Source organism: Chitinophaga sp. Hz27 (genome assembly GCF_042263525.1).
GTDB lineage: Bacteria > Bacteroidota > Bacteroidia > Chitinophagales > Chitinophagaceae > Chitinophaga.
This window is the reverse complement of sequence record NZ_JBHKFJ010000001.1, coordinates 839,602-865,075: the sequence shown is the minus strand read 5'-3', so window position 1 is coordinate 865,075 and position 25,474 is coordinate 839,602. Positions and strand designations below refer to the sequence as shown.

Below are 25,474 nucleotides of genomic sequence, written 5' to 3'. Positions count from 1 at the left end.
CATTAAACTGACATAAAAAATGATGAATAGTCAAAATTCCTGACAGCGAGTTTTGGAGCTTCCAGGTTTCTTGCTTTTACGATAGCAGTAGCCAGACTGTTTTCATCTTCAACAGGCACGGTATAGCCGTTGGTACCGGTGTCAATGATGCCTTTGAAATCCACGCAATCAGTGGCTACCACTGGTGTTCCGAGGAGTAATGCTTCCAGCACTACATTCGGGAATCCTTCTTTGCGGGAGGATAGTACAAAAAGGTCGGCCTCTTTGAAGTAAGGATATGGATTGGATTTAAATCCATGAAACAACACCTCATCATAGAGCGAAAGGCTGTCAGCGAGTTTACGCAGTTTTTCGCCATAGCCTGGTTCTATACTTTCTCTGCCGAGTATATGCAGTCTTGCATTAGGTATGATGCGTCTTACTTTAGGCATGGCCTTTATGAGCACATCAAAGCCTTTAGCAGTGTAGAGCGATCCGGCGGCCACGATATTAAAGCGGCTTCTGTCGAATACATTAATCAGTTCCTTGCTTAGTATTTCAATTTGCTTGCTGTTTACCAGATTCGGAATATGTCTGACTTTTGTGGCAGGGATGCGATAGTACTGCTCTGCTTCATCTTTCATCTGCTGCGTTTGTGCGATCACGTGATGTGCATGACGCAGAACTTTGCTATTAAGGAAGCGTTCTACCTTTCCTTTCCAGCCTATGCCCAGCTTGTTACTGGGTAGTGTAGGCAGGCGTACCACGTTGATATATTTCCCGCCGGTAAATCTTCTTAAGAGGATACTGACAATACTGATATGGTTCAGCGTAGTGAATACTATAGCTGGCTTCATATCTTTCAATACCCTGTAAATATCTTTCGTACCAGCGCTGGTACTGTTTTTTTCCAGTTTGATCAGTTTGACGGACTGTGTGATCAATGGCAGATAATCGTATGCCGGGCAGATGACCATCAGGAATATTTCCAGTTTGGAGGTATCCAGTGAATTGATAATATTGATCACTACTTTTTCAGCGCCGCCGCCTTTAAGGCTTGGTAATATGAATACGATCTTTTTTTTCATGGGCGCGAGATTTAGTTCAGACTTAGTGGGAAGTGCCGAAGGCTGTAGTTCAGCTGTTTTTCGGCGATTTCTCGTTCGGCCATAATGATAATTACTAACAGCATCAGCATGATGCGTTTATCGTAGTAGGCCACCAGGCCAACGTCCATGAGCATGAGTACAATAATAAATCCGGCGAGGAACATACCAGTGCGGTATTGCCATAGTTTGCGCAGTATAGAAAAATGTATACTGTAGTAAATCAATGGCCCGAGGAAACCTACGCCAAATAATAGTTCTATGTAGTTGTTATGTGCATAGAGGTGGTAGTAGTATTTGAAACTGGCGGCGCCGTAGCCTATCAGCGGACTGGCAGTGAACTGTGTCCAGCCTTCCCTCATGAAGCGTACGCGTTCTTCTGTACTTCCTTCATTATCGCGGCCACCAAGGGTAGATACCATTCTTCCTACACGATCTATTGCTGGTGATATATTCTCGCTAACAAAGTCTCCTTTTAAAAAAAATGATAAGGCAAAAACGGCTAGTCCTGCTATAGCAATTGTTTTAAATGACCCCATCAATCGTTTAAAATTGAGCAAGAAATAAAACAGTATCAATACGAAGCTGAACGCGATCCCTTTACGGGAGGCGGTCAAAAAAATGGTGTATAGTGCCAGCAAGATATTAGTGATGTGCAAACCTTTGGCAGCAACAGATTTCAGCTTATGCTGGTGAAATGCCAGCAGGCTGAGAAATATGGAGAACATGATCATGATGGAGAGATAGTTCGGGTTGAGTTCTGTACCAATAAATCTTGGTATTTCTTCATCATGATTTTCCAGGAAGCCAAAAAAAGGCAGCCCTAATGCCAGTGAGTAGTTCACGAAGGAATATACCAGCACCAGCGCTGCCACGAGGGAATACAGGTTATAACGAACGAGGAAATAATACAGAATAAAACTATTTGCTACCAGTATGAACAACACAAAAGTATGCTGCAAGGTAGCATCCGCATCCGGCGACCATAGTACCGACAGCAGTGCCAGCATGGCCAAAAGGAAAATCCTGTAGCCATGTACGTTAGCACTGAAGTTAAAGGTCTTTACTTTATTGAGGTCAAAGAAAAAAGCCATGTACATCAATATGGTAATACCCCAACCATATATTACCAGCCATTCTTTGTTGAGAAAGAGGAGGCTGAGAATAAACAGTGATACTAATATTTTTACCGGGAGTGGTTTCATGAAAATGCCGGTTTTTGTTGAACGATCTGATCTATGAGGCCTTCTACCATAAATTGTTGTGGATTGAAAGCGCCTTCATGCCAGTTGAGTTGTTGGTCCCAATATCCGGTGCATGGATCGTATACTGGCATCATAAAACCATAGCTCATTTCCACTATTAGTGGTTGTTGCTGTTGGTCGTAGATGAAGTCGAGTGCGAGCGATTGCGCTTGCATTTTATTGGCCAGGTCAAAGGAGATCCGAACCATCCGTTCATCAAATAGTTTTTTGTCGAAGCCAATGAGGCCACTACCGGATGCCCGAAAATCTCCTTCCCTGTTATAACGCCTGATAGCAAATGCTTTCCCGTTGATCACAATGATGCGGGTATCGTAATTATTATCAGGCATAAATTCCTGGAAATAGACGTATCCTTTTTCTCTCCCCTGCATATTTTCATATACAGTAGGCAGGAAAATTCTACCTATACCTTTAAACAGACCGAAGAATGCAGCGCGGTTCCTGTCACGTTTTAATCGCCATAACGCATCTCTAAAGCGATTAAAACGATCCCGCGCTGCAAATCCACGGCCAAAGGCTTTATTTATCAGTCTATCTGCGTCGCTGGCGCTGCGTACCAATTTTACATTGGAAGCACCGGCGCCGCCGCGTAATTTGAAAACTTTTGGATAGGTTGTCGTGTTAGCCCATACATGTGCTTCTTCTTTACTATAAAAAACATATGAAGGCACCAAAGGCATTTGCAAGGCTTCTGCCAGGTATTTCTGTCCTACTTTATCATCAAAATGCCAGGCGGTTTTACTATCAGGAAAAACCTTGATACCAGCGGCTTCCAGGGAGTAGGTCAGCTGTCTGGCAAAGCGTACTGCTTTATAATCACCGTGATGCCAGTGCCAAAGCAATGCATCACAGTCTTTCAGCTGTTCTATAATATCATTGCGATAGCAGTCTACCAGCGTATATGGGACAGCGTTATCCCTGCAGTAGTTGATCCATCTTTCGCTGAATGATCCTTTTGTATGATGTATTGCCAGTTTCATTTTTCTTCTTTTTTATATTTCCACCATAATCCGATGCCCATCATTCCACGGGCCAGCGCGAGGTTGAGCGCGGCCCCTATTCCTGAAAACAGGAGTATCAGTGGAAAAGCCATGATAAAACCGCCAATAGAAGCAAATACGGTGTTCCTCATCACTAGTTTATCTGCTCTTTTCACGATAAAATAATTTGTACCATAGCAGTAATACATTGCCATGAATACGATGCTGATGGCCATAATGCAAAGCATCCATACTGCCTGTGTTCCTTTCAGGTGAAAGATGTGTACAATGGGTACGGAGAGCAGACAGATACCTGCACACATGGCCAAACCTGCAACCAAAATGAGTTTCTTGAACTTGTCGAAGGCGCCGCTGTTGCGGTTGAGAAACGGAAAGAACACTCTCGATAGAATACTCAATCCTGTGTTAGCAGCTTCAATCAGGCTTTTAACTGCACCATATACACCTACCGCTGCATTACCAGTGAGTATGCCCAGCAGGAATGTGGTAGAGTTATTATAAAGATTGGGCAGAAATTGGTTGATAAAGATGTTGAAATTAGCCTTCAATACACGGATGATCCTTTTGAAACCAATAAATCGAAACTTAAGCTGGTAGCGTGTATTCAAAAGATATTGCGCATAAAGACCGGCTCCGATATAACCCAGTGCATTAAACATGGGGTACCAGAAGAAATCTTCGGGTTTATGGATAAACACGAAAATGCAGATGGTAAAAAATATCTTGATGCAGGCAGAGAGGATCGTGATAAACTTCATTTCTTCTATACCCTGGAAGAACCATTCCGGGAAGAGCGCGTATCCTGCCAGTGCCGGGAAAGCCATCAGGAACACCAGTTTATTATCAGCAAACTGTGGAACGAAGATGACTAGCGGCAGAAACAGTGCGAAAGAAAATATTACCAATATGGATTTAGTAGAGAGTACACGGCTATAGATAAGACTTTGCATACGTTTACTATGCCGGTGTACGGCTACGTCTCTGGTAGCAGTTATATTAAAGCTGAAATCAGTAAAACTCTGGAAGTAGGCCAACAAAGAATTGGCCAGCACGATTACCCCATATTTCTCCGCGCCGAAGATGCGGAGTACATAAGGTAAGGTGATCAGCGGTAGCACCATATTCAGGCCCTGTAATACTGACAGGGCGCCGAAGTTGCGTATCAGGGTTTTATGATCACCTGACAGCTTTTTAGGGGCATTCAGCCGGTATTTCACGGCAGTGTCTGACCACTTGCGTCGTAGCTTCGATATGGTTAAATTCATAAAAAGGTTTCATCCGCGCAGACGGCAGGTTATTATACTTCGCTGCGTTGTAAATTGGCAGCATACCATTCTACGGCTAGTTTGAGGCCATCGTGAACGGAAAATTCAGGTTTATATCCAACAAGATCGTTTGCCTTTTGAATATTGGCCAGGCTATGTCTGACATCTCCCGCTCTTTCATCCCTGTAATGTGGAGGAATAGAGATATGGGTGATGCCGGATATTCTTTCCCAAAGCTGATTCAAGGAGGTGCGTTCGCCAAAAGCAATGTTGATGACTTCATGTTTTTGAAGATCTGGAAGCAACAATGCTTTTACATTTGCTTGTACCGCATTTTCCACGAAGGTAAAATCACGGCTGGTTTCACCATCGCCGTTGATAAAAGGCGCTTCACCTTTCAGGGCTGATTCAATGAACAGTGGAATTACCGCTGCATAGGGCCCACGAGGATTTTGCCTTGGACCAAAAACATTGAAATATCGTAATCCGATGGCATGAAAGTTATATGTACGGGAAAAGATTTCCGCGTATAATTCATTCACATATTTTGTGATGGCATAGGGCGAGAGTGGTTTACCTATTTGGTCTTCTACCTTTGGGAGCCCTGGATGATCGCCGTAAGTGCTGGAGCTGGCTGCGTATACGAGGCGTTTAACCCCTGCATCTCTGGCTGCTACCAGCATATGTAGTTGTCCGGTGATATTGACATCATTAGTGGTTACCGGGTCATTGATGGACCTTGGTACCGAGCCTAATGCGGCCTGGTGGCTGATATAATCAATACCATTCACTGCTTTACGGCAGTCATTCAAATTACGGATATCACCTTCTATCAGTTCAAAGGCCGGGTGCTCCAGAAATGGCCTGAGATTATCCATACTACCTGTAGAGAAGTTATCCATTACACGTACTTTAGGAGCACCGTATTTCAGGAGATATTCTACCAGGTTGGAACCAATGAAGCCAGCCCCTCCTGTTACCAGGAAGGAACTGTTCTGAATACTATTGTTGTGGTATTTATTTTCGTACATGACTATTTTTTGAGAAATGAAGGAAATCAAAGACGCGCATCTGCCAGTTCTTTTGGTAATGCACCTTTCACGTCATATACCACTGCGCGGTTTTTACAAAGTTTATTGATGTTCAGTTCTCTGAATTCGTTGTGGGCTACAGCCAGGATTACAGCGTCGTAGTCACAAAGGGTATTCAATTCCTGGTGGGATGTCCAACCGTATTCATGTGCCACCTCTCCTGGGGTTGCCCATGGATCATATACGGTGATAGACGTTCCGTAATCTTTGAGTTCATTGAGGATATCCACTACTTTAGTATTTCGTACATCCGGGCAGTTTTCTTTAAATGTTACACCGAGCACCAGTATTTTAGCACCTTTTACCGGAATATCTTTTTTCACCATCAGCTTGATCACTTCCTGTGCAATATAGGCGCCCATGCCATCGTTGAGGCGGCGGCCAGCGAGGATGATCTCCGGATGATAACCTGCTTCCTGCGCCTTCTGTGCGAGATAGTAAGGATCTACACCGATGCAGTGACCACCTACTAACCCAGGTTTGAATTTTAGAAAGTTCCATTTAGTACCTGCAGCTTGTAATACCTCATCGGTATCGATACCAAGCCTGTTAAAAATTTTAGCCAGTTCGTTTACAAAGGCGATGTTGATATCACGTTGCGCGTTCTCTATTACTTTTGCTGCTTCCGCCACTTTTATGTTGGTGGCTTTATGTGTACCTGCTGTGATGACACTGCGATAGAGTTGATCTACACTTTCTGCCACCGCAGGAGTAGAACCAGAAGTTACTTTCAGAATTTTGGCAACGGTATGTTCTTTATCACCTGGATTGATACGTTCAGGAGAATATCCTGCAAAAAAATCTTTATTGAAGGTGAGTCCGGATATACGTTCCAGTACTGGCACACATTCATCTTCTGTCACACCAGGATATACGGTAGATTCATAAACGACTATATCTCCCTTTTTCAACACCTTACCTACCGTTTCGCTGGCTTTGAACAGCGGGGTGAGGTCTGGGCGATTATTTTTATCGACCGGCGTTGGCACGGTGATGATATAGTAATTGCATGGCGCGATACGCTCCAGTTCATTTGTACAATACAATCCGGTTGGGGTTGTGCAATCTGTGAGTACTGACTTCAACAAATCTGATTCCACTTCCAGTGTCTGATCGTTACCGGCAGTAAGTTCGGCCACTCTTGTGGTGTTAATATCGAAGCCAATAACTTTATATTTTTTTGCAAATTCCACGGCCAATGGTAGACCTACATAGCCCAAACCGATAATTCCAATTTTGATATCCTGGTTCATAGTGTTTTCAATAATTATTTATTTGCTGAATACTTTTTTAATTTTTGTCATTACTGGTTTGCCTGATTCATCTTCGATGCCATAACCGTAACCATAACCATAGCCATAGCTGGAGCCTTGTTTCACATCATTCAGGATAATGTTGATCCTTGGCATTTTCTGATATTGCTGGAGGTCTTTGGTCAGTTTTGCCTGTTCTTTGAAAGTATATCCTTGTCTCATGAGATATAAAGTGGCATCAGCGAACCTACCTAACAACTGGGCATCTGTCACAAGTCCTACCGGGGCAGTATCAACGATAATATAATCGAACTGTTTGCGTAGCTCTGCAAAGAGCAATCCTGTGTTTTCGAGCAGTAGTAATTCTGCGGGATTGGGGGGGATTGGTCCTGAAGACATGATCCAACAGTTTTCATGAATGCCTGAGGGCTTAATCACCGATTCCGGCAAGGATTTACCGATGGCGTAGGTGCTAAAGCCGGTATGATTGGAGAGGCCTAATTTTTCAGAAATTTTTGGTTTGCGAAGGTCCATTTCCATGAGCAGTACTTTTTTTCCTGACAATGCGATCACCGCGGCGAGGTTGGTAGCTACAAAGGATTTTCCTTCCCCACTCATGCTGGAAGTAAGCAGTATTACTTTTTCCTGTGGGTTGGCCATGATAAACTGGAGGTTCGTTCTTAAAGCCCTGAACTGTTCTACCAAGGGCGTTCTCACATCTTTTCTTACTGCTACAATATCGCTATCAGAATAATGTCCTATTTCTGCGAGTACTGGTACTGGTGTGAGACTGCTCAGTTCTTCCCTGCTGCGTATACGTCTATTTAGTTGATCTCCCAGATAGAAAATACCAGCCGGAAATCCCATACCGAAAATGACAGCGATCAGATAGATGAATAATCCTTTAGGTTTGTAAGGCAAGGGATCGCTCTTGGCAGCATCCACAATCCGGGCAATGGCCAGGTTGGATGATTTGGAAAGTGCTGATTCTTCGCGCTTTTTAAGCAGATAAAGATATAATTCCTGCTTGATGGCCTGCTGGCGGGAAAAATCCAGGAATACCCTTTCTGTGGAAGGAACCTGCCTGATTTTCTGATCCAGGTTACCTGCATTCTTCTGCAGGGCATCCAGGCTCATTTCCAGGCTACTACGGAAGGTGGCGAGGTTACTAAGGAGATCTCCGCGTAATCCAGCCAACTGCCCGTCGATGGTACGCACGGCAGGATTGTTTTCAGTATTAGCCAGGAGTAAGCGTTCCCGTTCCAGCTGGAGGGTGTTATACTTTTCAACGATGCTGATAAAAGTTGGATCTTGAACAACAATAGCGGAAGGCACTACTCTCTTATTATTCTTTTCATCTCTTACATATTGTTCCAGCGACTGTACTACGTTGAGTCGTACCTGTTGGTCGATGATCTGCTTACGGAAATCGCCGGTACCATTTACCAGAGCTTTTGATTGCTCAGAAATATCTGCGAGCTGGTTAACCTCTTTGAAGCGCTGTATATTCTTTTCTACGCCAGAAAGCTCACTGGTAACGATCAACAGCCTGTTATCGATGAAGGCAATGGTGCTGTCGGCAATACGATTTTTATCTTCCACGCTGGCATGCAGGTATGCGGCGATGAGCTTATTCAACACCATCTCGCCTTTTTGCGGGATATTGGAAGATAAGGCCATATCAATGGTGCTTACCTGCTTGTTAGGAATAGCTGCTTCCAGGTTGCGCTGATAATCAGCCACTGTTTTATCTACCGGACTAACTTCCAGGGTATAATCCTTTTGTTCCAGCGGGAAGTTCACATTACGGATAATACGGAACAGACCTGCAGCACATTGGATGGTATCGCCCCATTGGGCATTTTTCTGCCAGCTGTCGATGGAGATATTAAAGCCTGTTTCACCTTTTGGCGTGAGTACATATTTAGCAACGGCCAGGCTATCCTTCAGGTTGAGCCAATCCATGGTAAAAGGAACGTTGCCATAGATCTCTGTTTTCTTCATACGTCCATCTACGAGATAACGTATGTATAAGTGTTGATCTCTCACTACCTGCTCCATGAGGGAACGGGAGCTAATAATTTCAAGTTCATTGTCGACACTGCTCTTGTTATCGAAGAGATTTAGCTGGTCAAGGATTTCAGCGCCTGGAATGTCCGCGCCTTTTTTCTGATCCTGGACTAAGATTTTCGCATTTACCTTGTAGCCGGGGGTAGCATAGCGCAGGTATACCCATCCTAGCGCACCACAGATGATGACACTGAAGAGGAACCAATACCAGGAACGGGCGAGGCGGTCTAAAAGCTTCCTGAGGTCGAAAGTACTTTCAGGTTCTTTCAGCTGGCCGTTTCCATTGACTGCATACTTTCCGTTTAGTGACTGATACAAATTCTCCTGCATGGTAAATGTTTAAAAGTTGATCCTGGAAGCCACCACGATCAGCAGTGACAGTACAGAAGCCATGATAGAAATACGTTTTACCTGTTGCATATCTGTAGATGCTACTTTATTCTTGTTAGGCTCTACATATACTACATCTCCCTGATGTAAATAGAAATAAGGAGAGGTAAACAGATTGCTCTTATTCAGATCGAATCGTACAAATTCTTTCTTCCCGTCGTTATCGCGTATCAGCAGCACATTTTCTCTTTTTCCAAAGATGGTCAGGTCTCCTGCCATACCTAAAGCATCCAGCAGGGATACTTTTTCGTTAGGCATAATATAGGAAGATGGTTTGGCTACTTCTCCCAACACTGTCACCTTAAAATTGGCGAATCGTACATTTACTACCGGGTCCTTATAATACGCGGCAGCTTTCGCCTGGATTTCATCTCTGACAGCATCTGTAGACTTTCCTTTTACCTGTAATTTGCCTATGAGTGGCAGACTGATATTACCATCTTTATCGACCAGGTACCCGTTAATAGCAGGTGCAGGCGCGGTGGACACCGATGGCGGGGTACCAGGCACTGATTGTCCTTGCTGGTTCAACATTGTTGTAGCAGTAGGATCCAGCGTTTGTATGGTAACCTGCAGGATATCATCAACCTGTATTTCCGGTGTTTTATAGATGGTCTGATTTACTTCTGCAAACCTGACAGAATCAGGAATATCTCTGAAATACGTAATATTTTTGGGTGCTTTACACGCAAACATGCCTAATACTACCCACATTCCCAATAGCCAACGCAGAGAACTACGCGAGGGACCGTTGTGAATTTCCCTTTCCTTTTTAAACAAATTCATAATCAACTCTCGATTTTAATATATGCCTGTACGTTATTACTGATTACATGGTTATAGTTCCTTTATCCAGTTCTTCGAAAGAAGAATTTTTGCTGATAAACTCGGGTACAAGTTGTTTCATACGGGCTACTGTTGGCATCAGGTAATGCTTGCGGGCAGCGCCTATTAGCTCTTCTACCTGTTCGTTCACTGCAAGGAAGTCGTAGGTTCGTACCTGCGCTATCATGATTTTATCATGGTAGGTAGGCATCGTGTTTTCTGCGTTATTCAGCAGTTCTTCATATAATTTTTCACCTGGGCGTAAGCCAGTGTAAACGATCTGTATATCTCTTCCCGGTTCTTTTCCGCTCATGCGTATCATTTTGCGGGCCAGTTCGGCTATCTTCATTGGCTTACCCATATCAAACACGAAGATCTCTCCCCCTTGTCCCATGGAACCTGCTTCCAGTACAAGCTGACAAGCTTCTGGTATGGTCATGAAATAGCGGGTGATGTCGGGATGTGTAACGGTCAATGGGCCACCTTTTTCCAGTTGTTGTTTAAAGCGTGGGATAACAGAGCCATTGGAGCCCAATACATTGCCGAAACGTGTCGTAATGAAACGTGTAGGAGGAGTGCTATATACGGGCCCCGGGCGCTGATATTGTTCGTTCAGGTAATTATTAAATGATTGAGAGAAAATTTCCGCGATACGTTTGGATGCACCCATTACATTGGTAGGGTTCACGGCTTTATCAGTGGACACCATCACAAATTTTTCGGCACGATGTTCTACAGAGAGTTCAGCCATGATCTTTGTTCCCAATACATTATTGATCACTGCGATGGAAGGATTTTTTTCCATCATGGGTACATGTTTGTATGCTGCGGCATGGTATACGATCACAGGAGCGTATATCTCAAATAGTTGTTGCATACGCGTATAGTCGCATACGTTGCCGATGTAAGGAATAATCTGTACGCCGGCATTTTTTTCTGCCAGTTCCAACTCCAGTTCATGCAATGGTGATTCTGCTTTATCACAGAGTACAATCAGCTGTGGTTCGTACTTTACAAGCTGTCTTACTATTTCGCTGCCGATAGATCCGGCGGCACCTGTTACCAGGATATTTTTTCCTTTCAGCTCCTGGCTGATACGGGGGTTTCTGATTCGAATTTCTGCACGTTCCAGCAGATCTTCGATGTTAATGTCTTTCAACTGTACACTGTTATTTAAAGCACCATCAATCCATCTGTTTACCGGTGTCACTTTTTGTACGCGGATGCTGAGTGCCATGCAGGCTTCTACCAGTTCATTCAACCTGTCAGTATCAAGATGATCTTCCGGAATTAGTATTACATCTACTTTTGCATGTTTCACCAGGCGAAAAAGCTGATTGATTGCTGCTGCATAAATAGGCAACCCTTCCAGCGATTTACCAGCATGGTCGGCAGTTTCAGCGAGGAATGCCACTACTTTAATATTACTCTTAGGATCATCGCTGATAGCCTTACGCAACATCAATCCGGTATGACCTGTATAGTAAATGGCAGCCCTCCCCTTGTCTGTATTTTTCAACAGCGCAGTGTATTTGAAGATCCATTTCACCAACAACCTGTAAGATAGGAGTCCGAATGAACTGATGAAGAAATAAATAAGGCAAATAGACAGGGGTAGAATATTAAATCCTCCATACTGCGTATATGCATAACCGATGGTAAAAAGGATGACGCTGCTTAACACGTTCATACGTGCTATATGCCCAATATCAGCTAGTCCTGTATGCCTTACAATACCTCTATAGGTTCGTAATAACAAAGACAGTAGCAGGTTAACACACAACACCCATAACGAAATTTCCGCCAGGGGATATGGAGCAATGTCTTGGAAGTCAAAATTCAGCCTGAGTAAAAAGGCAAGATTGACAGCGAGGACGGAACACCCCAGGTCTAGCATTAATATAAGCCATGACGGGGTAATCCATGATGATGTTCGCACCATAGGTTTCAATAATAAGATACGGTTAATAATATTCTCTCAGCACCATGACAATCATGCTACGCTTGGTTTTTCAAGGTTTTCATATAGGTGCGCAGCTGATTGAAATGAAACTCTTAACAGGTTTGCATTCCTACATTCTTAAACAACAAACTTTGTCTAGTTATTCAGGCTTTCAATAGAAACGCAAAGTAGAAAATAAATTTTATAATCTATATCAATGAAACTGAAATTTTATAGAATGATAACAACGTTCACATCTACTATCCAGTAAAATGCTCACTGGTGGCTGCTCTAAAGTTAGTTTAAAGTACATGGTCTTTCAATTTTTCTGGTTCGCAAAAATCTGTTGATATGGTTCTTTGTATTCGCGATATGGTTTTTTCAAAGCTCCGTTTAAGAAACAAACATTATACCAACACCTTCGACTAAACGTATATTTTTATTCCTTATGATTGTTAATCAGCATAGTAGCGGCAATGAATATTACCAACTCATCAGTTCAAATATTTTATCACACATAATTTAACACACATAAAAAAAACGAAACCGCATATACGATTTCGTTTTTGAATTGTTCCGCCCGTTTGTTGGAACAAGATGGGCATTTATTTATACACTAGTTTTTTTAAGGCAGTATCACAACTAACAGACTCCTTGCGCCATGTGCGCCTAAAACCAGCGACTGTTCTATATCTGCGGTCTTTGAGGGACCAGCAATGAATACACCAAAACCTGTATCAGGCCCTTGAATTTTTTCATAGGCATCATGCATAGTTGCGAGTATGCGTTCACGTGAGATCACCAGCACCAGGTATTGACAAATAAACGGCAGCGCTCGCACTTTCATATCTTTCTCTGTTAACCACACCGCTCCATTTTCTGCAACAGCCCATTGACCATTTACTATTGCTACATCCACATCTTCCAGTAAATGCGGATCATCGTATATCCATTCGGGTTGTATTGCTGACCTCGCATCAACAATGCGTTTACTATCCGGAAAATGTTGCTGTACCAAACCAGCAACGGCATTTTCATCTGCAGCTTCTGTTACCATCGCACCCAATCCTTCTACTACCTTCTTATAATCTTCCAGGGTGCCAGGCATATCGGATAATCCTGCAAGTGAAGGCAGTTCCGTACTCTCCGGCTGATTATTCTTTACTGCTTTTAATATATTATCCCTGCTGCTCATTGTTTTTATTTTTAGCGTACCACTCTGCAAATGACATCTTCGGCGCTTCCGGCATATTACGTTGCTTATACCAGGGATTCATTTTATTATTTACCATTCCTGGAAATGCACGTAATACCCATCTGCCCATTTTACCAGCTGTTTTAAATGTTTTGGGAGATGATAAAACAGTCGTCATCATCTGCATACTCATTTTTTTGCCGGTAGTGGCATAACCCTCTTTTACGATCACCTGTCTCCATTTATATAGCTGCTGATGGATATCTATCTTAACCGGACAAACATTCGAACAGGAGCCACAAAGTGTGGAGGCAAAAGGAAGATCTGCATAATCTTTCATATCCAGGTTAGGCGCAAGGATAGAACCTATCGGGCCTGCAACGGCCGTATGATAACTATGTCCGCCGCTTCGTCTATACACCGGACAGGTATTCATACATGCTCCACAACGAATACACTTCAGCGAATTACGGAAGTCTTCTCTTCCCAGCTGCCTCGAACGACCATTATCCACCAGTACGATATGCAATTCCTGTCCTTCCCGTGGCTGACGGAAATGGCTGGAGTAGGTGGTAATAGGCTGCCCGGTCGCACTCCTGGCCAGCAGGCGCAGAAATACGCCCAGGTGCTGACGCTGCGGAATAATCTTTTCTATGCCCATACATGCGATATGCACTTTAGCAAGATGTGCGCCCATATCTGCATTACCTTCATTCGTACACACGACCATCTCTCCTGTTTCTGCTACAGCGAAATTAACGCCTGTAATAGCGGCATCAGCTTCCAGGAATTCTTTGCGTAGATGTTGCCTTGCGGCAGCTGTCAGAAACTGCGGATCTGCATTGCCGGCAGGTGTTCCCAGATGCTCATGAAACAACGCCCCTATCTCTTCTTTCTTTTTATGAATACAAGGCAGTACGATATGACTAGGTGGTTCTTTTGCCAGCTGCACAATACGCTCACCAAGGTCTGTATCTATCACCTCAATGCCATTGGCTTCAAGGTGTGGGTTCAGGTGACATTCTTCTGTGAGCATGGACTTACTCTTCACCATACGTTTTACGTGATGGCGTTTGAGAATATCCAGTACGATCTGGTTATGCTCTGCTGCATCTGCGGCCCAGTGTACGACAGCACCGTTTTGAATAGCTTGCTGTTCGAATTGTGCGAGATAATCGTGCAGGTTTCCCAGCGCATGCCTTTTGATTTGTGAGGCGGCTTCTCTCAGTTGTTCCCAGCCATTTACCGACCAGGCCATACGATCTCTTTTCTTGCGTACCCACCATAGGGTTTCGTCGTGCCAGTTGACCCTTGGTTCGTTCTCGTTGAACTTTCCGGCAAGGGCGGCATGATCATGTATAGTGCTGTTCATCAGTATGCGCTATTAAGGATTTCAGCAATGTGCATCACCTTCAGGGGTTCATTCCTGCGGTTGATGATGCCTTCCAGGTGCATCAGGCAGCTGACGTCGGTGCCGGTTATCACGCTGGCTTCATGCTTAACGTGATCGGCTATACGGTCCACTCCCATTTTTACGGACACCGCTTCTTCGGTAACACAGAAAGTACCGCCAAAGCCACAGCATTCGTCTGTACGGTCCAGTGGCACCAACTCCAGACCTTCCACCATGCCCAGCAAATGTGCCGGCTTGGAGTAGGGCTTATCCACGAGTTCACTCATCTGTGCCAGGTGTAGGCCGCGCTGCCCATGGCAACTCTGGTGAAGTCCCACCTTATGGGGAAACTTCGCCGGAATGGCGCTTACCTTCAGCACGTCCGTAAGGAACTCTGTCAGTTCGTATATACGTGACCGGATGTTGGTGGCTTGCTGTTCCCGCCCGGGATCATGCAGGTGCTCTTTAATATGCAGCACACAACTCCCAGATGGGGCTACTATGTAGTCGTAGTCTGCAAAATGATTTACAAAAAGGCTGTTGCAGCCATGTGTAAGATGCTCAAATCCTGAGTTAGCCATTGGCTGGCCACAACAGGTTTGTCCCTGCGGATATTCCACCTGACAACCCAGCTTTTGCAGAAGTTGTAACGTGGCAATACCTACCTGTGGATAGAACTGGTCTATGTAACAAGGTATAAAAAGTCCGACTTTCAAGAATGCTTCGTTTATTAGATCTAATGCAAATTTAGCAGGTGCAGCATCAGGAAACCTTGCAGTTTTTTATCGGTTTATAAGCGATTCTTATCAAAAAGAATGAAAATTGTATTTTCTGAAGCTAACTGCCGGTTTTGGGGATGCCGGCAGTTAGTGAAAAAAGATGTTAGTCCTGCAAAGTTTCTTCGCGCTGCTTACGCTGCAAATGGGCTTGTACTGCCCTGATTTCTGCAAAGCTGGCCTTGTCGCCCACACGCTCCTTGATAGGGCCCGCAGCGGTAGCTCCCAGCTCCCTGATATGATTCATGATCAGTTTCACGGTTCCTTCAGGTACAAATTTATTTAACTCCAGTTCACCAGTCTCCACACATTGGGCCAGGTGACTTTCAATAGTACTTAATGCCAGGTTTCTGTCTGCCGCGATCTCCTGCATGGTTTTACCCTGTAAGAATAATTCCAGCGTGCCACGCCGACTACTACCTTTTTCTACTTTACCTTTTGCCTTGGCAGGTGCAGCTTCTCCTCCCGCCGGCTTGCTGCGCATTGCCAGGTAATCTGTCAGACCTGCATTAAAGCGCAGATTTGCATAGTCTGCCTCCCAAACTTGCTGTAGCTTCAGCCAGATATCTGATTCCAGCGACATTAACTGCAGATGATATTTCTTTGCTTTGGCTTTCTTCACTTCTTCCATATGCTCCTGCAATGGCTTGATCATCTCCTCATAAAGACTTTTAGAGAAATAACCGATTGCCTTTGTCACACGTTCTTCCAGCTGATTGGTTTCACCGGTTTGTGTAACATTATCAAGGAGTGAATGGAGCTGCACTGTAAATTTTGCTGCTACTTCCGCCTGTTGCACGATTATACTGGAGAGATAGCGGGTCATTTTCAAAGCGGCATCAAAATCAGGGATTTTCTTGTCCTCAATCCAAATGGCGTGCGACTTAATGAGTGACTGCATCTTATACCAATCGAAAAGTTGCAGCAATGAACTGGCCTGGAATTTCTTCCTTTCCATTTCCAATAGTACTACCAGCTCATTAGGTTCACTTTCTTTCTCTGCAAATTCTATTACCTGCGGATCTGTTTTGATGCTACCATAGCCAATCCTGGAATGCAGCACCAACCCTTCCAGTGAAGTACAGCGGCTGAGCGCCACGTATACCTGTCCGGGTGCAAATGCATATCCCGCGTCGATGATGGCGCGTTCGAAAGTAAGGCCCTGGCTTTTATGGATGGTGATCGCCCATGCCAATCTGATAGGAAACTGTGTGAAGCTACCTATTTCTTCTTCCTCAATACTATTTTCATCGGCATTAAAATGATAACGAATATTTCTCCAGGTTTCCTTGCCCAGCTTCATTTCTTCATGGTTGCCGGAAAGTACCAGGGTAATTTCTTCGTCGTCGATTTCTTTTACCGTAGCGATTTTACCATTGTAATAGCGCCTTGGCTGTGCGATATCATTTTTCAGGAACATCACCTGGGCGCCGATTTTCAGCTGTAATACCATCTCCGTAGGAAGCGCTTTATCACTGAAATCTCCTTCTATCTTCCCTTCGAAGCTGTATAAGCGACCAGCCATGGATGCCAACCTGCTGCCATTGATATCGTCCGCCTTTCTGTTATGTGTGGTAAGTGTGATATATTCTTTTTCTTCTCCCTTAAAATTGGGATTGTAGTAGTTATTCAGTAACTCCAGGTCTTCCGCTTCCACCTCACTGTTTCTTACACGATTCAATACATCGATGAAGAGCTGTTCGTTCTGTCGATATATCTTTTTTAATTCAATGTATAAAGGAGGATTTTGTTCTATTGCTTTAGCCGCAAAGAAAAACGGGGAGTTGTAGTACTGATGTAGCAGTGCCCATTCATCTTCAGGGATGACAGGGGGCAGCTGATAAAGATCTCCGATAAACAGGACCTGCACGCCGCCAAATGGCTGCAGTGGCTTATTCCTGAAATGACGGAGAATAACATCTATTGCATCCAGCATATCACAGCGTACCATCGATACCTCATCGATGATCAGCAGTTCCATTTCCTGAAGCAATGCTTTTTTATCGTTGGTGAAACGGATATTCCTGAAAAGAGAGTGCCTGTCGGTGCTGCTGACTACATCATCTGTGAAGCCGCGTTTGGTACCAGGCACAAAAGGCCCGAAAGGCAGCTGAAAAAAAGAGTGCATGGTAACACCGCCTGCATTGATGGCAGCAACGCCTGTAGGCGCCACGACTACGGTATTCTTCTTAGAATGCTCTTTAATATATTTGAGGAATGTAGTCTTTCCCGTACCGGCCTTACCTGTAAGAAAGATGTGGCGGTTGGTCTGGTTAACAAAATCTGCCGCCAGGTGAAAGATGACATTTGCGCTATCTGGTTGGGCCATCGCTATAAAAATTGAAACTGCGAATATAGGAGTTTTTCGTCAGAGTTTTCTTGTGATATCTTCCACAGAAACTTAGGTGCAATACCTATATTTGTTGGCTCAAACATTAACCCATGACAGATACCCTGAAGATCGCCACAGCACAGTTTGAGAACCGTAGCGGCGATAAAGAATTTAACCTGGAGCGTATTCGCCAACTTTCTGCCACCGCAGCATCACAGGGCGCCCAGGCTGTTGCCTTTCACGAATGTAGCATCACCGGCTATACCTTTGCACGTAATTTATCAGAAACGCAAATGCTGGCACTCGCAGAACCAATACCTGACGGGCCTTCCATCAAAGCGCTGACCGATATTGCAAAAGAAAATAATATCTACGTACTCGCCGGATTATTTGAAAAAGATGAACATAATCATCTCTACAAAGCCTATGTATGTGTAGATAAAAACGGGCTGGTGGCTAAATACAGGAAATTACATCCTTTCATCAACCCACATCTTCGCCCAGGCAATGAGTATGTGGTATTTGACCTCCATGGCTGGAAATGTGGTATGCTGATCTGCTATGACAATAATGTGATCGAAAATGTGCGCGCTACCGCCTTGCTGGGAGCAGAAATTATTTTCATGCCACATGTGACCATGTGCACCCCTAGCCCACGCCCAGGCGCCGGCTTTGTGGATCCTGCCCTGTGGGAAAAACGCGAAACAGATCCAACCCCGCTTCGACTGGAATTTGACGGCATGAAAGGCCGCTCATGGCTCATGAAATGGTTGCCAGCACGTGCCTACGACAACGGCATCTATGCCATATTCTCCAATCCTATCGGCATGGACGACGATCAGCTGAAAAATGGTTGTAGCATGGTCATAGATCCATTCGGAGACGTAATAGCTGAATGTCGCAAACTAGGTGATGAAGTAGTAACGGCAACACTTACACGCGAAAAGCTGCAAAAGGCCGGTGGACACAGATATCGCCAGGCTCGCAGACCTGATCTTTACGCAGATATCATTGGTCAGGAACATGCCTCCGTACAAAAGGTAGTATGGCTGAATGAAAAATAACGCGCTACCGCAGGTTGCTACTAAAAAAGATGCGTTTTGTCTTTTTGGGGATTACTGCAATATCTGGTAATTTTGCGGGCTACAACAAAATAAAGATGAGAATAGCGATCAATGGCTTTGGACGTATCGGCAGGATGTCTTTACGTATGCTACTGGAGAAAACAGGTATTGAGGTTGTCGCGATCAATGACCTGGCAGATATCCCGACACTGGCGCATCTATATACATACGACTCTGTGCATGGCCCCTACCAGGGCACAGTGGAAGCCACCGCTGATGCATTGGTAATCGACGGAAAATCTATCCGTATCTTATCAGAACGTGATCCGCTGCAGCTGCCATGGGCAAACATGCATATCGACCTTGTACTGGAATCTACCGGTAAATTTACCAGCAGAAAAAGCGCAGAACAACACCTGCAGGCAGGCGCCAAGCAAGTGATCATTTCAGCTCCTCCTGCTGATAAAGATATTCCTACCGTGGTATTGGGCGTAAACGACCACCTGATAGATCTCAGCGCTCCTATTCTCTCCAATGCCTCCTGCACCACCAACAATGTGGCGCCAATGGTAAAAGTATTGGATGATAACTGGGGTATTCTCGATGGTTATATCACCACCGTGCACTCCATGACCGGAGATCAGAACCTCCATGATGCACCACACCGCGACCTTCGCAGGGCGCGCGCTGCTTCTGCGTCTATCATCCCTACCAGCACTGGTGCTGCAAAAGCGATCACCTCTATCTTTCCTCACCTGGAAGGCCGACTAGGTGGCGCTGGCATCCGAGTACCAGTTTTAAACGGCTCTCTTACTGATTTCACCTGCATCCTGAAAAAACAACCGGAAAGCGTGGCGGAAATCAATGCCAAATTCAAAGAAGCGGCAGAAACCACCATGAAAGGTGTGCTGAAGTATACAGAGGCTCCCATCGTATCCATCGATGTGGTAGACAATCCTTACTCCTGCACCTTCGACGCACTGCTGACCTCTATCGTAGGCGACCTCGTAAAAGTAGTAGGCTGGTATGATAATGAATTTGGATATTCTAACCGAATCGCAGATCTAATCGTGCTTATTGCAGACTTGCAGAAAACAAACAATTAATTACAATTTACTAAATAGTAAAAACGCAGCAGGAACATTATCCTGCTGCGTTTTTTTATGCGATTTATTTTTTAATATCATAAGATTCAAACACGATCTCCCGGTAGTTATTTTTTTCATACAAAATACCGAGTTGCTTGTTTTTCAAAAGTACCAGATCGGAATAAGCGGCAAAATCTCCTTGGGTATTTTCACTGGCAGCAACTGGTATTGTAACAGGCCAGGAGTCTGCATCCGCATTGCTGATACGTATAGTAAGATGATTACGCTGTATCGTATCGGCACAGTTGGAGAAGGCAAGAATAGCCTTGTTCTTTTTCCAGCCAATGTTTAACAGGCTTCCTTCACAAACCGGATCAGGCAACCGTTCATCAAAGTGAGTAGTAGTCCAGGTAGACCCGCCATCATCGCTCAACACTACTATACGCTTTTTTTTATCGCCTCGCTGGTTACGTGTATTAAATACCAGACGCCCGTCAGAAAGCTCTGCCGCTGTTGATTCATTAGAACCAGGCACCGGTATATTTTCCGACAGATGAAAAGTTCTACCATGATCATCTGTATAATATCCATGCGCAATATAATCGGTAAAATGTGGTTGTGGCGCACCGGCGCTATGATTGGCTGCAACGTATATGCGTCCACGGTATTTACCACGGGAAAACTGCAACCCATGACCTGGAGTATTGGCATAGCTACGCCAGTCTTCCGAAAAATTATATGCCGGATTTATCTTTGGCTGCAATGGTTTATGTACCTGTGTGGTAATATTTACGGAAGAGGACCAGCTTTTGCCGCCATCAACACTGGTGATATACCATACTTCGCGCAAACCGTGACCTTTGCGTACTTCTCCTTCATGGTTGTTGCCCGTATTATAGAACAGGAATATCCTGCCTTGCGGATACAAGGGATCAGTGAGGTCTACCACCGGTGCCATGTTGCCTGCCTGTAAAGTGTCGTTATCTACTACTGTTTGCAGCGCCGACCAGCTCTTACCATTATCCATACTGGTTTTCATGACAATATTAATATCGCCAAAATCGCCAGCATTATTCACGCGTCCTTCTGCAAAGGCCAGCAGCTTACCATCTGGCAAGCTCACAATAGCGGGTATACGAAAATTTTTGTATCCTTCAGTGCCGCTGCGAAAAACAGCGACTGGCTGTGCATTGCTGATACTAGCACAGCATAAAAGCAATAATATCAATAGATTGTTCCTGTTCATGCCAATTATTGTTTGATTTGACCCGCTGCAAGATAAAAATGCTTGCTTAGAAATTCAGTTCAACAGGAAGAAAATCATTTATCCTGATTTTTTGAAAAATTTCAACGGTAACGTTAACTTGTAAGCTAACGCGTTCCATGCATGACTTTTACAGGCGTTTTCACCACGATATTACTACTAGGTACCCTTCAGGGCTTCATATTAAGTGCCCTGCTGTTTATAACGCCTAAGAATAAACGTGCAAATAAATTTCTGGCGCTGCTTCTACTATTGCTGGCGCTGGCCTCTTTGAACCTTTTCTTTTTCACAACGGGCATCCTTAATAAATCACCGCTACTGGCATTTATCGCCAACTTCATTCCGCTAATCATCACGATGCCGGTAGGCCCGCTGCTTTATTGCTACGTGAGAAGTAGTATGGAGTCCGATTTTCAGCTGAGTAAACAACAACGCCTACATTTTGTAACGACAATACTGGATATTGTGCCACAACTCACGGCCCTGGTATATGTCACCGGTGTGTTAACCAATACAATCCGGAATAATCCACAACCCTGGGGGGCTTTCATTGATCAATATGATACTTTCGTGGACATTCCGCGGTGGCTTAGCATCAGCACTTATATCTGGCTGTCGCTGCGATACCTGCGCCAGCCCATGATAGCTGTCAATCCTAAAATAAAATGGTTCCGACAGTTCCTGTACATCTTCCTGGCTTTCCAGGCTATCTGGCTGCTGTATCTCATACCCTATGTAATCCCTTCCATGACCAATTTTATGCTAGATACCATCGGATGGTATCCGGTATATATACCAATAGTGGCATTGATTTATACTTTGGGAATACGGGGTTACCTGCTGCCGCCACAGGAACTGGTGGCAAATAAAAAAATAGCGGTACCACCAGCAGACACCGTTGCAGCAGTAGTGCCCCTTCTTGAAAAAGCTATGGAACAGGATTTGGTCTTCCTCAATCCAAACCTCGACCTCGCCACGTTATCGCAACATACCGGCATCCCTGCCAAAACAATATCGGCAGTGCTCAACCAGCACCTGAAAAAAAGTTTCGCAACCTATATCAATCAATATCGTGTCAGTATCTTCCAACAAAAAATTCTGGCAGCTGATTTTGAGCATATGACAATTATGGGCGTTGCCTATGAATCCGGCTTTAATTCGCAGGCAACCTTTCAACGAACCTTCAAACAAATTACCGGCATCTCCCCCAAAGAATATATCCAGCAACAGGGTGGCCGATCAGCAACTTCCCTTGAAAATTAGTATTCAAATCCGGATTTGAGTAGGTCAGATAAGCGTTTCCAGCGTTTTTTGCTTTAAAAAAACATGCTGAAACCAGTAGCCCTGCTGTTACACATCCTCTTTATTTTATCATGTAATCTGCTTTTTGCCCAGGATAATTATTATACCATTCAGGGTCGTATTACCGATAGTACTACCACCAAACCGATTCCATATGCCAGTATCCAAATCAAAAATGCCGGCATAGGAACTGCCTGTAACGCAAATGGTGAATTCATTTTTAAGGTCCCGGTTGCGCTAAATAATGATTCGCTGCTGATATCCAGCATTGGCTATAAATCAAAGACTATAGCTACCAATCCTGGTAGTTGCCTCCAGCTGTCGCTGCCCCCTGCAGCCATCTTGCTTAATAGTGTTACCGTAAAAACAGTTAATGCGTTAGATATTATCCGGGAGATGATCACCCTACTTCCGAAAAATCACGACACCGCTGCCACCCGCATGACCGTTTTCTACCGGGAATTTATACGCCTCAATACCGACACCTTAAACTATAACGAATCTGTACTGGATATTTATAAATCTCCCAACGCTCAAACAGCTGCCCAAAACCAAATTAAGCTAATCAAAGGCCAGCGCCTGGAAACCAACCAGCATGGAGACCCTCGATTTTATGGGTGGCTCAGCAACATCATGAATACTGCCTATAGCTCGCTCACCGAAGATATAGCCAGGTTTCCCAATGGGCCTAAATCATTTCTCAACCAGGACAATTTTGATGACTACCGCTACACCTATGAAGGAAATTTGGAAGAAGGAAATATCAACCTGACCGTCATCAGTTTCGGGCCAAAATCGCCCTCTTCAGATGTGCTGATGAGCGGAAAACTTTTTCTGGAATCCAATTCCCTGGCGATTGTACGCTGTGAATGGGCTACAACGCCTGCGGGCGCACGCTATATCAACAAACATGGCAAAGGCGGCCTCGGATATACGATCATGGCCTTTACCCTAAAAGCGAAAATGGATTTCACGGACGCAAAAACGATCATCTCCTACCAGCCCTATCATGGAAAATGGTACCTCTCCAATATCAGCAGACACTGGAAAATGGATATCAACAGCGCTAAGCGTAACCTCCGCAACGCCGCCTGGGACGGACGCTTCACCATGCAAGTCACAGCTATCCAGCCGGAGAATGCACGCCCATTCGGCGACAGCGCCATCAATCGCAGCGCCTCCGTCAATTCGTTGATACAGCAACGTTATGATACCGCATTCTGGGAGCAACATAATTTCCAGTTGCCTGAAGCAGCAACTACTTCACATCCTATCACTGACACGACTATACGACTATCCAACCGCCAAAATGGATTTACCCTCGCTGATACCCTGCGAGGAATGCTCTCTCCACTACGCTCCTGCTTTGATATTACTTTCTATAACCTCGCGGTCACTGTTGACCCAGACAAACAATTCCTCAGCGGCAGCAACGAAATCACTTTTAAAGTGCTGACGCCATTTTCGACACTACAGCTGGATCTACATCATAACATGCAAATTAAACAGGTCACCTGGCAACAACAATCATTGCCCTATACACGAACCGCGGATGCAGTTTTTATCACCTTTCCGAAACAACTGCCCATCAATAGCATAGCAACCATATGTGTAGTATATGAAGGTAGTCCACAAACAGCCCGCCCCGATCTACCCATGTGCGGCGGAATGCTTTGGGACCACACACCCAATGGTGAAACCTGGGCCCAAATGGTTTGCCAGGGCTCCGGTGCAAGCCTATGGTGGCCTAATAAAGATCATCTGTCGGATGAGCCAGACAGTATGCGTATAGCCATTACCGTTCCCGAACGTTTTACGGAAATATCCAATGGAAAGCTCCTTGCAAAAACACCGGTAGGAAATAAACAAATGCGTTACGACTGGGCAGTCTCCTATCCTATCAACAACTATGATGTTAGCTTTTGTATTGGCCCGTATGCACATTTCACAGATCAATACCTACAGCAAAACGAGGATACGTTAACGTTAGATTATTATGTACTGCCCGAACATATTGCTGCAGCCAAACAGTTATTCCCGCAAATAAAAACCCTGCTGAAGATCTATGAACAATATTTTGGGCCATACCCTTTCCCCCGAGATGGTTTTAGATTATTGGAAAGTCCATATCCTATGGAACACCAGAGTGGCGTTTGTGTTGGCAAGATATTCAATGATTCCATGGCCCTGCTGCCACAGGTAGTATGGCATGAAATAGCCCACGAATGGTGGGGCAATGCCGTCACCAGTAAAGATATCGCTGACATGTGGATACACGAAGCCTTTGCCACCTACGCGGAGTCATTAGGAATAGAACAAATGTTTGGAAAAGAAAGTGCCTTGGAGTTCCTGAATATGCAAAGACCAGCCATTAAAAATACAGATCCTATCATTGGTGTTTACAACGTCAATCACATACATTACGACATTGGGGATATGTATACTAAAGGAAGCTTATTGCTGCATACTTTAAGAAGCTGCACAGATAATGATAGTCTATGGTTCCAAACTTTAAAATCTATACAAGAAAATTTCCGTTACCAGACAATCACTTCTGATATGCTGGAAGCTTTCATTAGTAAAGCTTTAAAAAGAACCTATCATAGTGTATTTCAGCAATATTTAAGAGAAACGGCCATTCCTGTTTTATTTTACCAGACCATACAGCAAGGCAATGATTTATTAGTCCATTATCGTTGGAAAAACACGATCCCAGAATTCGACATGCCAGCAGTAGCGACATTGCACAGCAATACACGCATGACATTATTCCCTACCACCAAATTAAAAACCCTGGTACTAAAAAATACTAAAAACAAAGATTTTCAGTTAGATGATCAGCATTTTTTGATTACGGTGGCGCAGGAGTAACA

18 protein-coding genes are annotated in these 25,474 nt (G+C 44.4%); 4 read left to right on the top strand and 14 right to left on the bottom strand.

Annotated elements, in window-relative coordinates; genetic code table 11:
* Positions 1-2 precede the first annotated feature (2 nt).
* From ACE38W_RS03500 to ACE38W_RS03440, 13 genes are all read right to left on the bottom strand, one after another.
* Complete coding sequence (locus ACE38W_RS03500; protein ID WP_375828847.1) at positions 3-1,067, bottom strand: glycosyltransferase; 1,065 nt, start codon at positions 1,065-1,067, stop codon at positions 3-5.
* A gap of 11 nt (positions 1,068-1,078) precedes the next feature.
* Positions 1,079-2,290, bottom strand: a complete 1,212-nt coding sequence (locus ACE38W_RS03495) for an O-antigen ligase family protein (RefSeq protein WP_375828846.1) — start codon at positions 2,288-2,290, stop codon at positions 1,079-1,081.
* Positions 2,287-3,330 (bottom strand): RimK family alpha-L-glutamate ligase, encoded by a 1,044-nt coding sequence (locus ACE38W_RS03490; RefSeq protein ID WP_375828845.1) that lies wholly within the window; start codon positions 3,328-3,330, stop codon positions 2,287-2,289. The genes ACE38W_RS03495 and ACE38W_RS03490 overlap by 4 nt, the downstream gene beginning before the upstream one ends.
* Positions 3,327-4,616, bottom strand: coding sequence for an oligosaccharide flippase family protein (locus ACE38W_RS03485; RefSeq protein WP_375828844.1), 1,290 nt, complete (start codon positions 4,614-4,616; stop codon positions 3,327-3,329). The genes ACE38W_RS03490 and ACE38W_RS03485 overlap by 4 nt, the downstream gene beginning before the upstream one ends.
* A gap of 32 nt (positions 4,617-4,648) precedes the next feature.
* Entirely contained in the window at positions 4,649-5,647 is a 999-nt protein-coding gene (locus ACE38W_RS03480; RefSeq protein ID WP_375828843.1) for an SDR family oxidoreductase, read from the bottom strand.
* 26 nt (positions 5,648-5,673) lie between these two features.
* The gene (locus ACE38W_RS03475) at positions 5,674-6,960 is read right to left on the bottom strand and encodes a nucleotide sugar dehydrogenase (RefSeq protein ID WP_375828842.1); all 1,287 of its coding nucleotides are present in this window, start codon (positions 6,958-6,960) and stop codon (positions 5,674-5,676) included.
* An 18-nt stretch (positions 6,961-6,978) separates the two neighbouring features.
* Positions 6,979-9,360, bottom strand: coding sequence for a GumC family protein (locus tag ACE38W_RS03470; protein WP_375828841.1), 2,382 nt, complete (start codon positions 9,358-9,360; stop codon positions 6,979-6,981).
* Positions 9,361-9,369: 9 nt separating this feature from the next.
* Positions 9,370-10,206, bottom strand: coding sequence for a polysaccharide biosynthesis/export family protein (locus ACE38W_RS03465; RefSeq protein WP_375828840.1), 837 nt, complete (start codon positions 10,204-10,206; stop codon positions 9,370-9,372).
* 43 nt (positions 10,207-10,249) lie between these two features.
* Positions 10,250-12,187 (bottom strand): SDR family NAD(P)-dependent oxidoreductase, encoded by a 1,938-nt coding sequence (locus ACE38W_RS03460; RefSeq protein WP_375828839.1) that lies wholly within the window; start codon positions 12,185-12,187, stop codon positions 10,250-10,252.
* Between the two features lie 625 nt (positions 12,188-12,812).
* Complete coding sequence (locus tag ACE38W_RS03455; RefSeq protein WP_375828838.1) at positions 12,813-13,382, bottom strand: lactate utilization protein C; 570 nt, start codon at positions 13,380-13,382, stop codon at positions 12,813-12,815.
* Positions 13,366-14,754, bottom strand: a complete 1,389-nt coding sequence (locus tag ACE38W_RS03450; RefSeq protein ID WP_375828837.1) for a lactate utilization protein B — start codon at positions 14,752-14,754, stop codon at positions 13,366-13,368. The genes ACE38W_RS03455 and ACE38W_RS03450 overlap by 17 nt, the downstream gene beginning before the upstream one ends.
* Positions 14,754-15,491 (bottom strand): (Fe-S)-binding protein, encoded by a 738-nt coding sequence (locus tag ACE38W_RS03445; RefSeq protein WP_375828836.1) that lies wholly within the window; start codon positions 15,489-15,491, stop codon positions 14,754-14,756. Before ACE38W_RS03445 ends, ACE38W_RS03450 begins: the two co-directional genes overlap by 1 nt.
* A gap of 166 nt (positions 15,492-15,657) precedes the next feature.
* On the bottom strand, positions 15,658-17,880 hold the full coding sequence (locus tag ACE38W_RS03440; RefSeq protein ID WP_375828835.1) for a helix-turn-helix domain-containing protein: 2,223 nt from the start codon (positions 17,878-17,880) through the stop codon (positions 15,658-15,660).
* A gap of 113 nt (positions 17,881-17,993) precedes the next feature.
* Here ACE38W_RS03440 and ACE38W_RS03435 point away from each other — a divergent pair, with 113 nt between their 5' ends.
* Both ACE38W_RS03435 and gap read left to right on the top strand, forming a co-directional pair.
* The gene (locus tag ACE38W_RS03435; protein ID WP_375828834.1) at positions 17,994-18,947 is read left to right on the top strand and encodes a nitrilase family protein; all 954 of its coding nucleotides are present in this window, start codon (positions 17,994-17,996) and stop codon (positions 18,945-18,947) included.
* Positions 18,948-19,036: 89 nt separating this feature from the next.
* Positions 19,037-20,053: a type I glyceraldehyde-3-phosphate dehydrogenase gene (gene gap / locus ACE38W_RS03430; RefSeq protein ID WP_375828907.1), complete on the top strand. Its 1,017-nt coding sequence runs from the start codon at positions 19,037-19,039 to the stop codon at positions 20,051-20,053.
* Positions 20,054-20,117: 64 nt separating this feature from the next.
* On the opposite strand, the gene ACE38W_RS03425 is transcribed toward gap, so the two are convergent.
* Positions 20,118-21,281, bottom strand: coding sequence for an exo-alpha-sialidase (locus tag ACE38W_RS03425; RefSeq protein WP_375828833.1), 1,164 nt, complete (start codon positions 21,279-21,281; stop codon positions 20,118-20,120).
* A 141-nt stretch (positions 21,282-21,422) separates the two neighbouring features.
* Here ACE38W_RS03425 and ACE38W_RS03420 point away from each other — a divergent pair, with 141 nt between their 5' ends.
* Both ACE38W_RS03420 and ACE38W_RS03415 read left to right on the top strand, forming a co-directional pair.
* On the top strand, positions 21,423-22,562 hold the full coding sequence (locus ACE38W_RS03420; RefSeq protein ID WP_375828832.1) for a helix-turn-helix domain-containing protein: 1,140 nt from the start codon (positions 21,423-21,425) through the stop codon (positions 22,560-22,562).
* 63 nt (positions 22,563-22,625) lie between these two features.
* Positions 22,626-25,472, top strand: a complete 2,847-nt coding sequence (locus ACE38W_RS03415; protein WP_375828831.1) for a M1 family aminopeptidase — start codon at positions 22,626-22,628, stop codon at positions 25,470-25,472.
* Positions 25,473-25,474 lie beyond the last annotated feature (2 nt).

Excerpts from the sequence above, each read along its gene's own strand:
- ACE38W_RS03485 (WP_375828844.1), bottom strand. The coding sequence starts at position 4,616 with ATGAATTTAACCATATCGAAGCTACGACGCAAGTGGTCAGACACTGCC.
- ACE38W_RS03470 (WP_375828841.1), bottom strand. The coding sequence starts at position 9,360 with ATGCAGGAGAATTTGTATCAGTCACTAAACGGAAAGTATGCAGTCAAT.
- ACE38W_RS03490 (WP_375828845.1), bottom strand. The coding sequence starts at position 3,330 with ATGAAACTGGCAATACATCATACAAAAGGATCATTCAGCGAAAGATGG.
- ACE38W_RS03420 (WP_375828832.1), top strand. The coding sequence starts at position 21,423 with ATGACTTTTACAGGCGTTTTCACCACGATATTACTACTAGGTACCCTT.
- ACE38W_RS03500 (WP_375828847.1), bottom strand. The coding sequence starts at position 1,067 with ATGAAAAAAAAGATCGTATTCATATTACCAAGCCTTAAAGGCGGCGGC.
- ACE38W_RS03415 (WP_375828831.1), top strand. The coding sequence starts at position 22,626 with ATGCTGAAACCAGTAGCCCTGCTGTTACACATCCTCTTTATTTTATCA.
- ACE38W_RS03475 (WP_375828842.1), bottom strand. The coding sequence starts at position 6,960 with ATGAACCAGGATATCAAAATTGGAATTATCGGTTTGGGCTATGTAGGT.
- ACE38W_RS03425 (WP_375828833.1), bottom strand. The coding sequence starts at position 21,281 with ATGAACAGGAACAATCTATTGATATTATTGCTTTTATGCTGTGCTAGT.
- ACE38W_RS03460 (WP_375828839.1), bottom strand. The coding sequence starts at position 12,187 with ATGGTGCGAACATCATCATGGATTACCCCGTCATGGCTTATATTAATG.
- ACE38W_RS03480 (WP_375828843.1), bottom strand. The coding sequence starts at position 5,647 with ATGTACGAAAATAAATACCACAACAATAGTATTCAGAACAGTTCCTTC.
- ACE38W_RS03450 (WP_375828837.1), bottom strand. The coding sequence starts at position 14,754 with ATGAACAGCACTATACATGATCATGCCGCCCTTGCCGGAAAGTTCAAC.
- ACE38W_RS03465 (WP_375828840.1), bottom strand. The coding sequence starts at position 10,206 with ATGAATTTGTTTAAAAAGGAAAGGGAAATTCACAACGGTCCCTCGCGT.
- ACE38W_RS03440 (WP_375828835.1), bottom strand. The coding sequence starts at position 17,880 with ATGGCCCAACCAGATAGCGCAAATGTCATCTTTCACCTGGCGGCAGAT.
- ACE38W_RS03435 (WP_375828834.1), top strand. The coding sequence starts at position 17,994 with ATGACAGATACCCTGAAGATCGCCACAGCACAGTTTGAGAACCGTAGC.
- ACE38W_RS03455 (WP_375828838.1), bottom strand. The coding sequence starts at position 13,382 with ATGAGCAGCAGGGATAATATATTAAAAGCAGTAAAGAATAATCAGCCG.
- ACE38W_RS03495 (WP_375828846.1), bottom strand. The coding sequence starts at position 2,290 with ATGAAACCACTCCCGGTAAAAATATTAGTATCACTGTTTATTCTCAGC.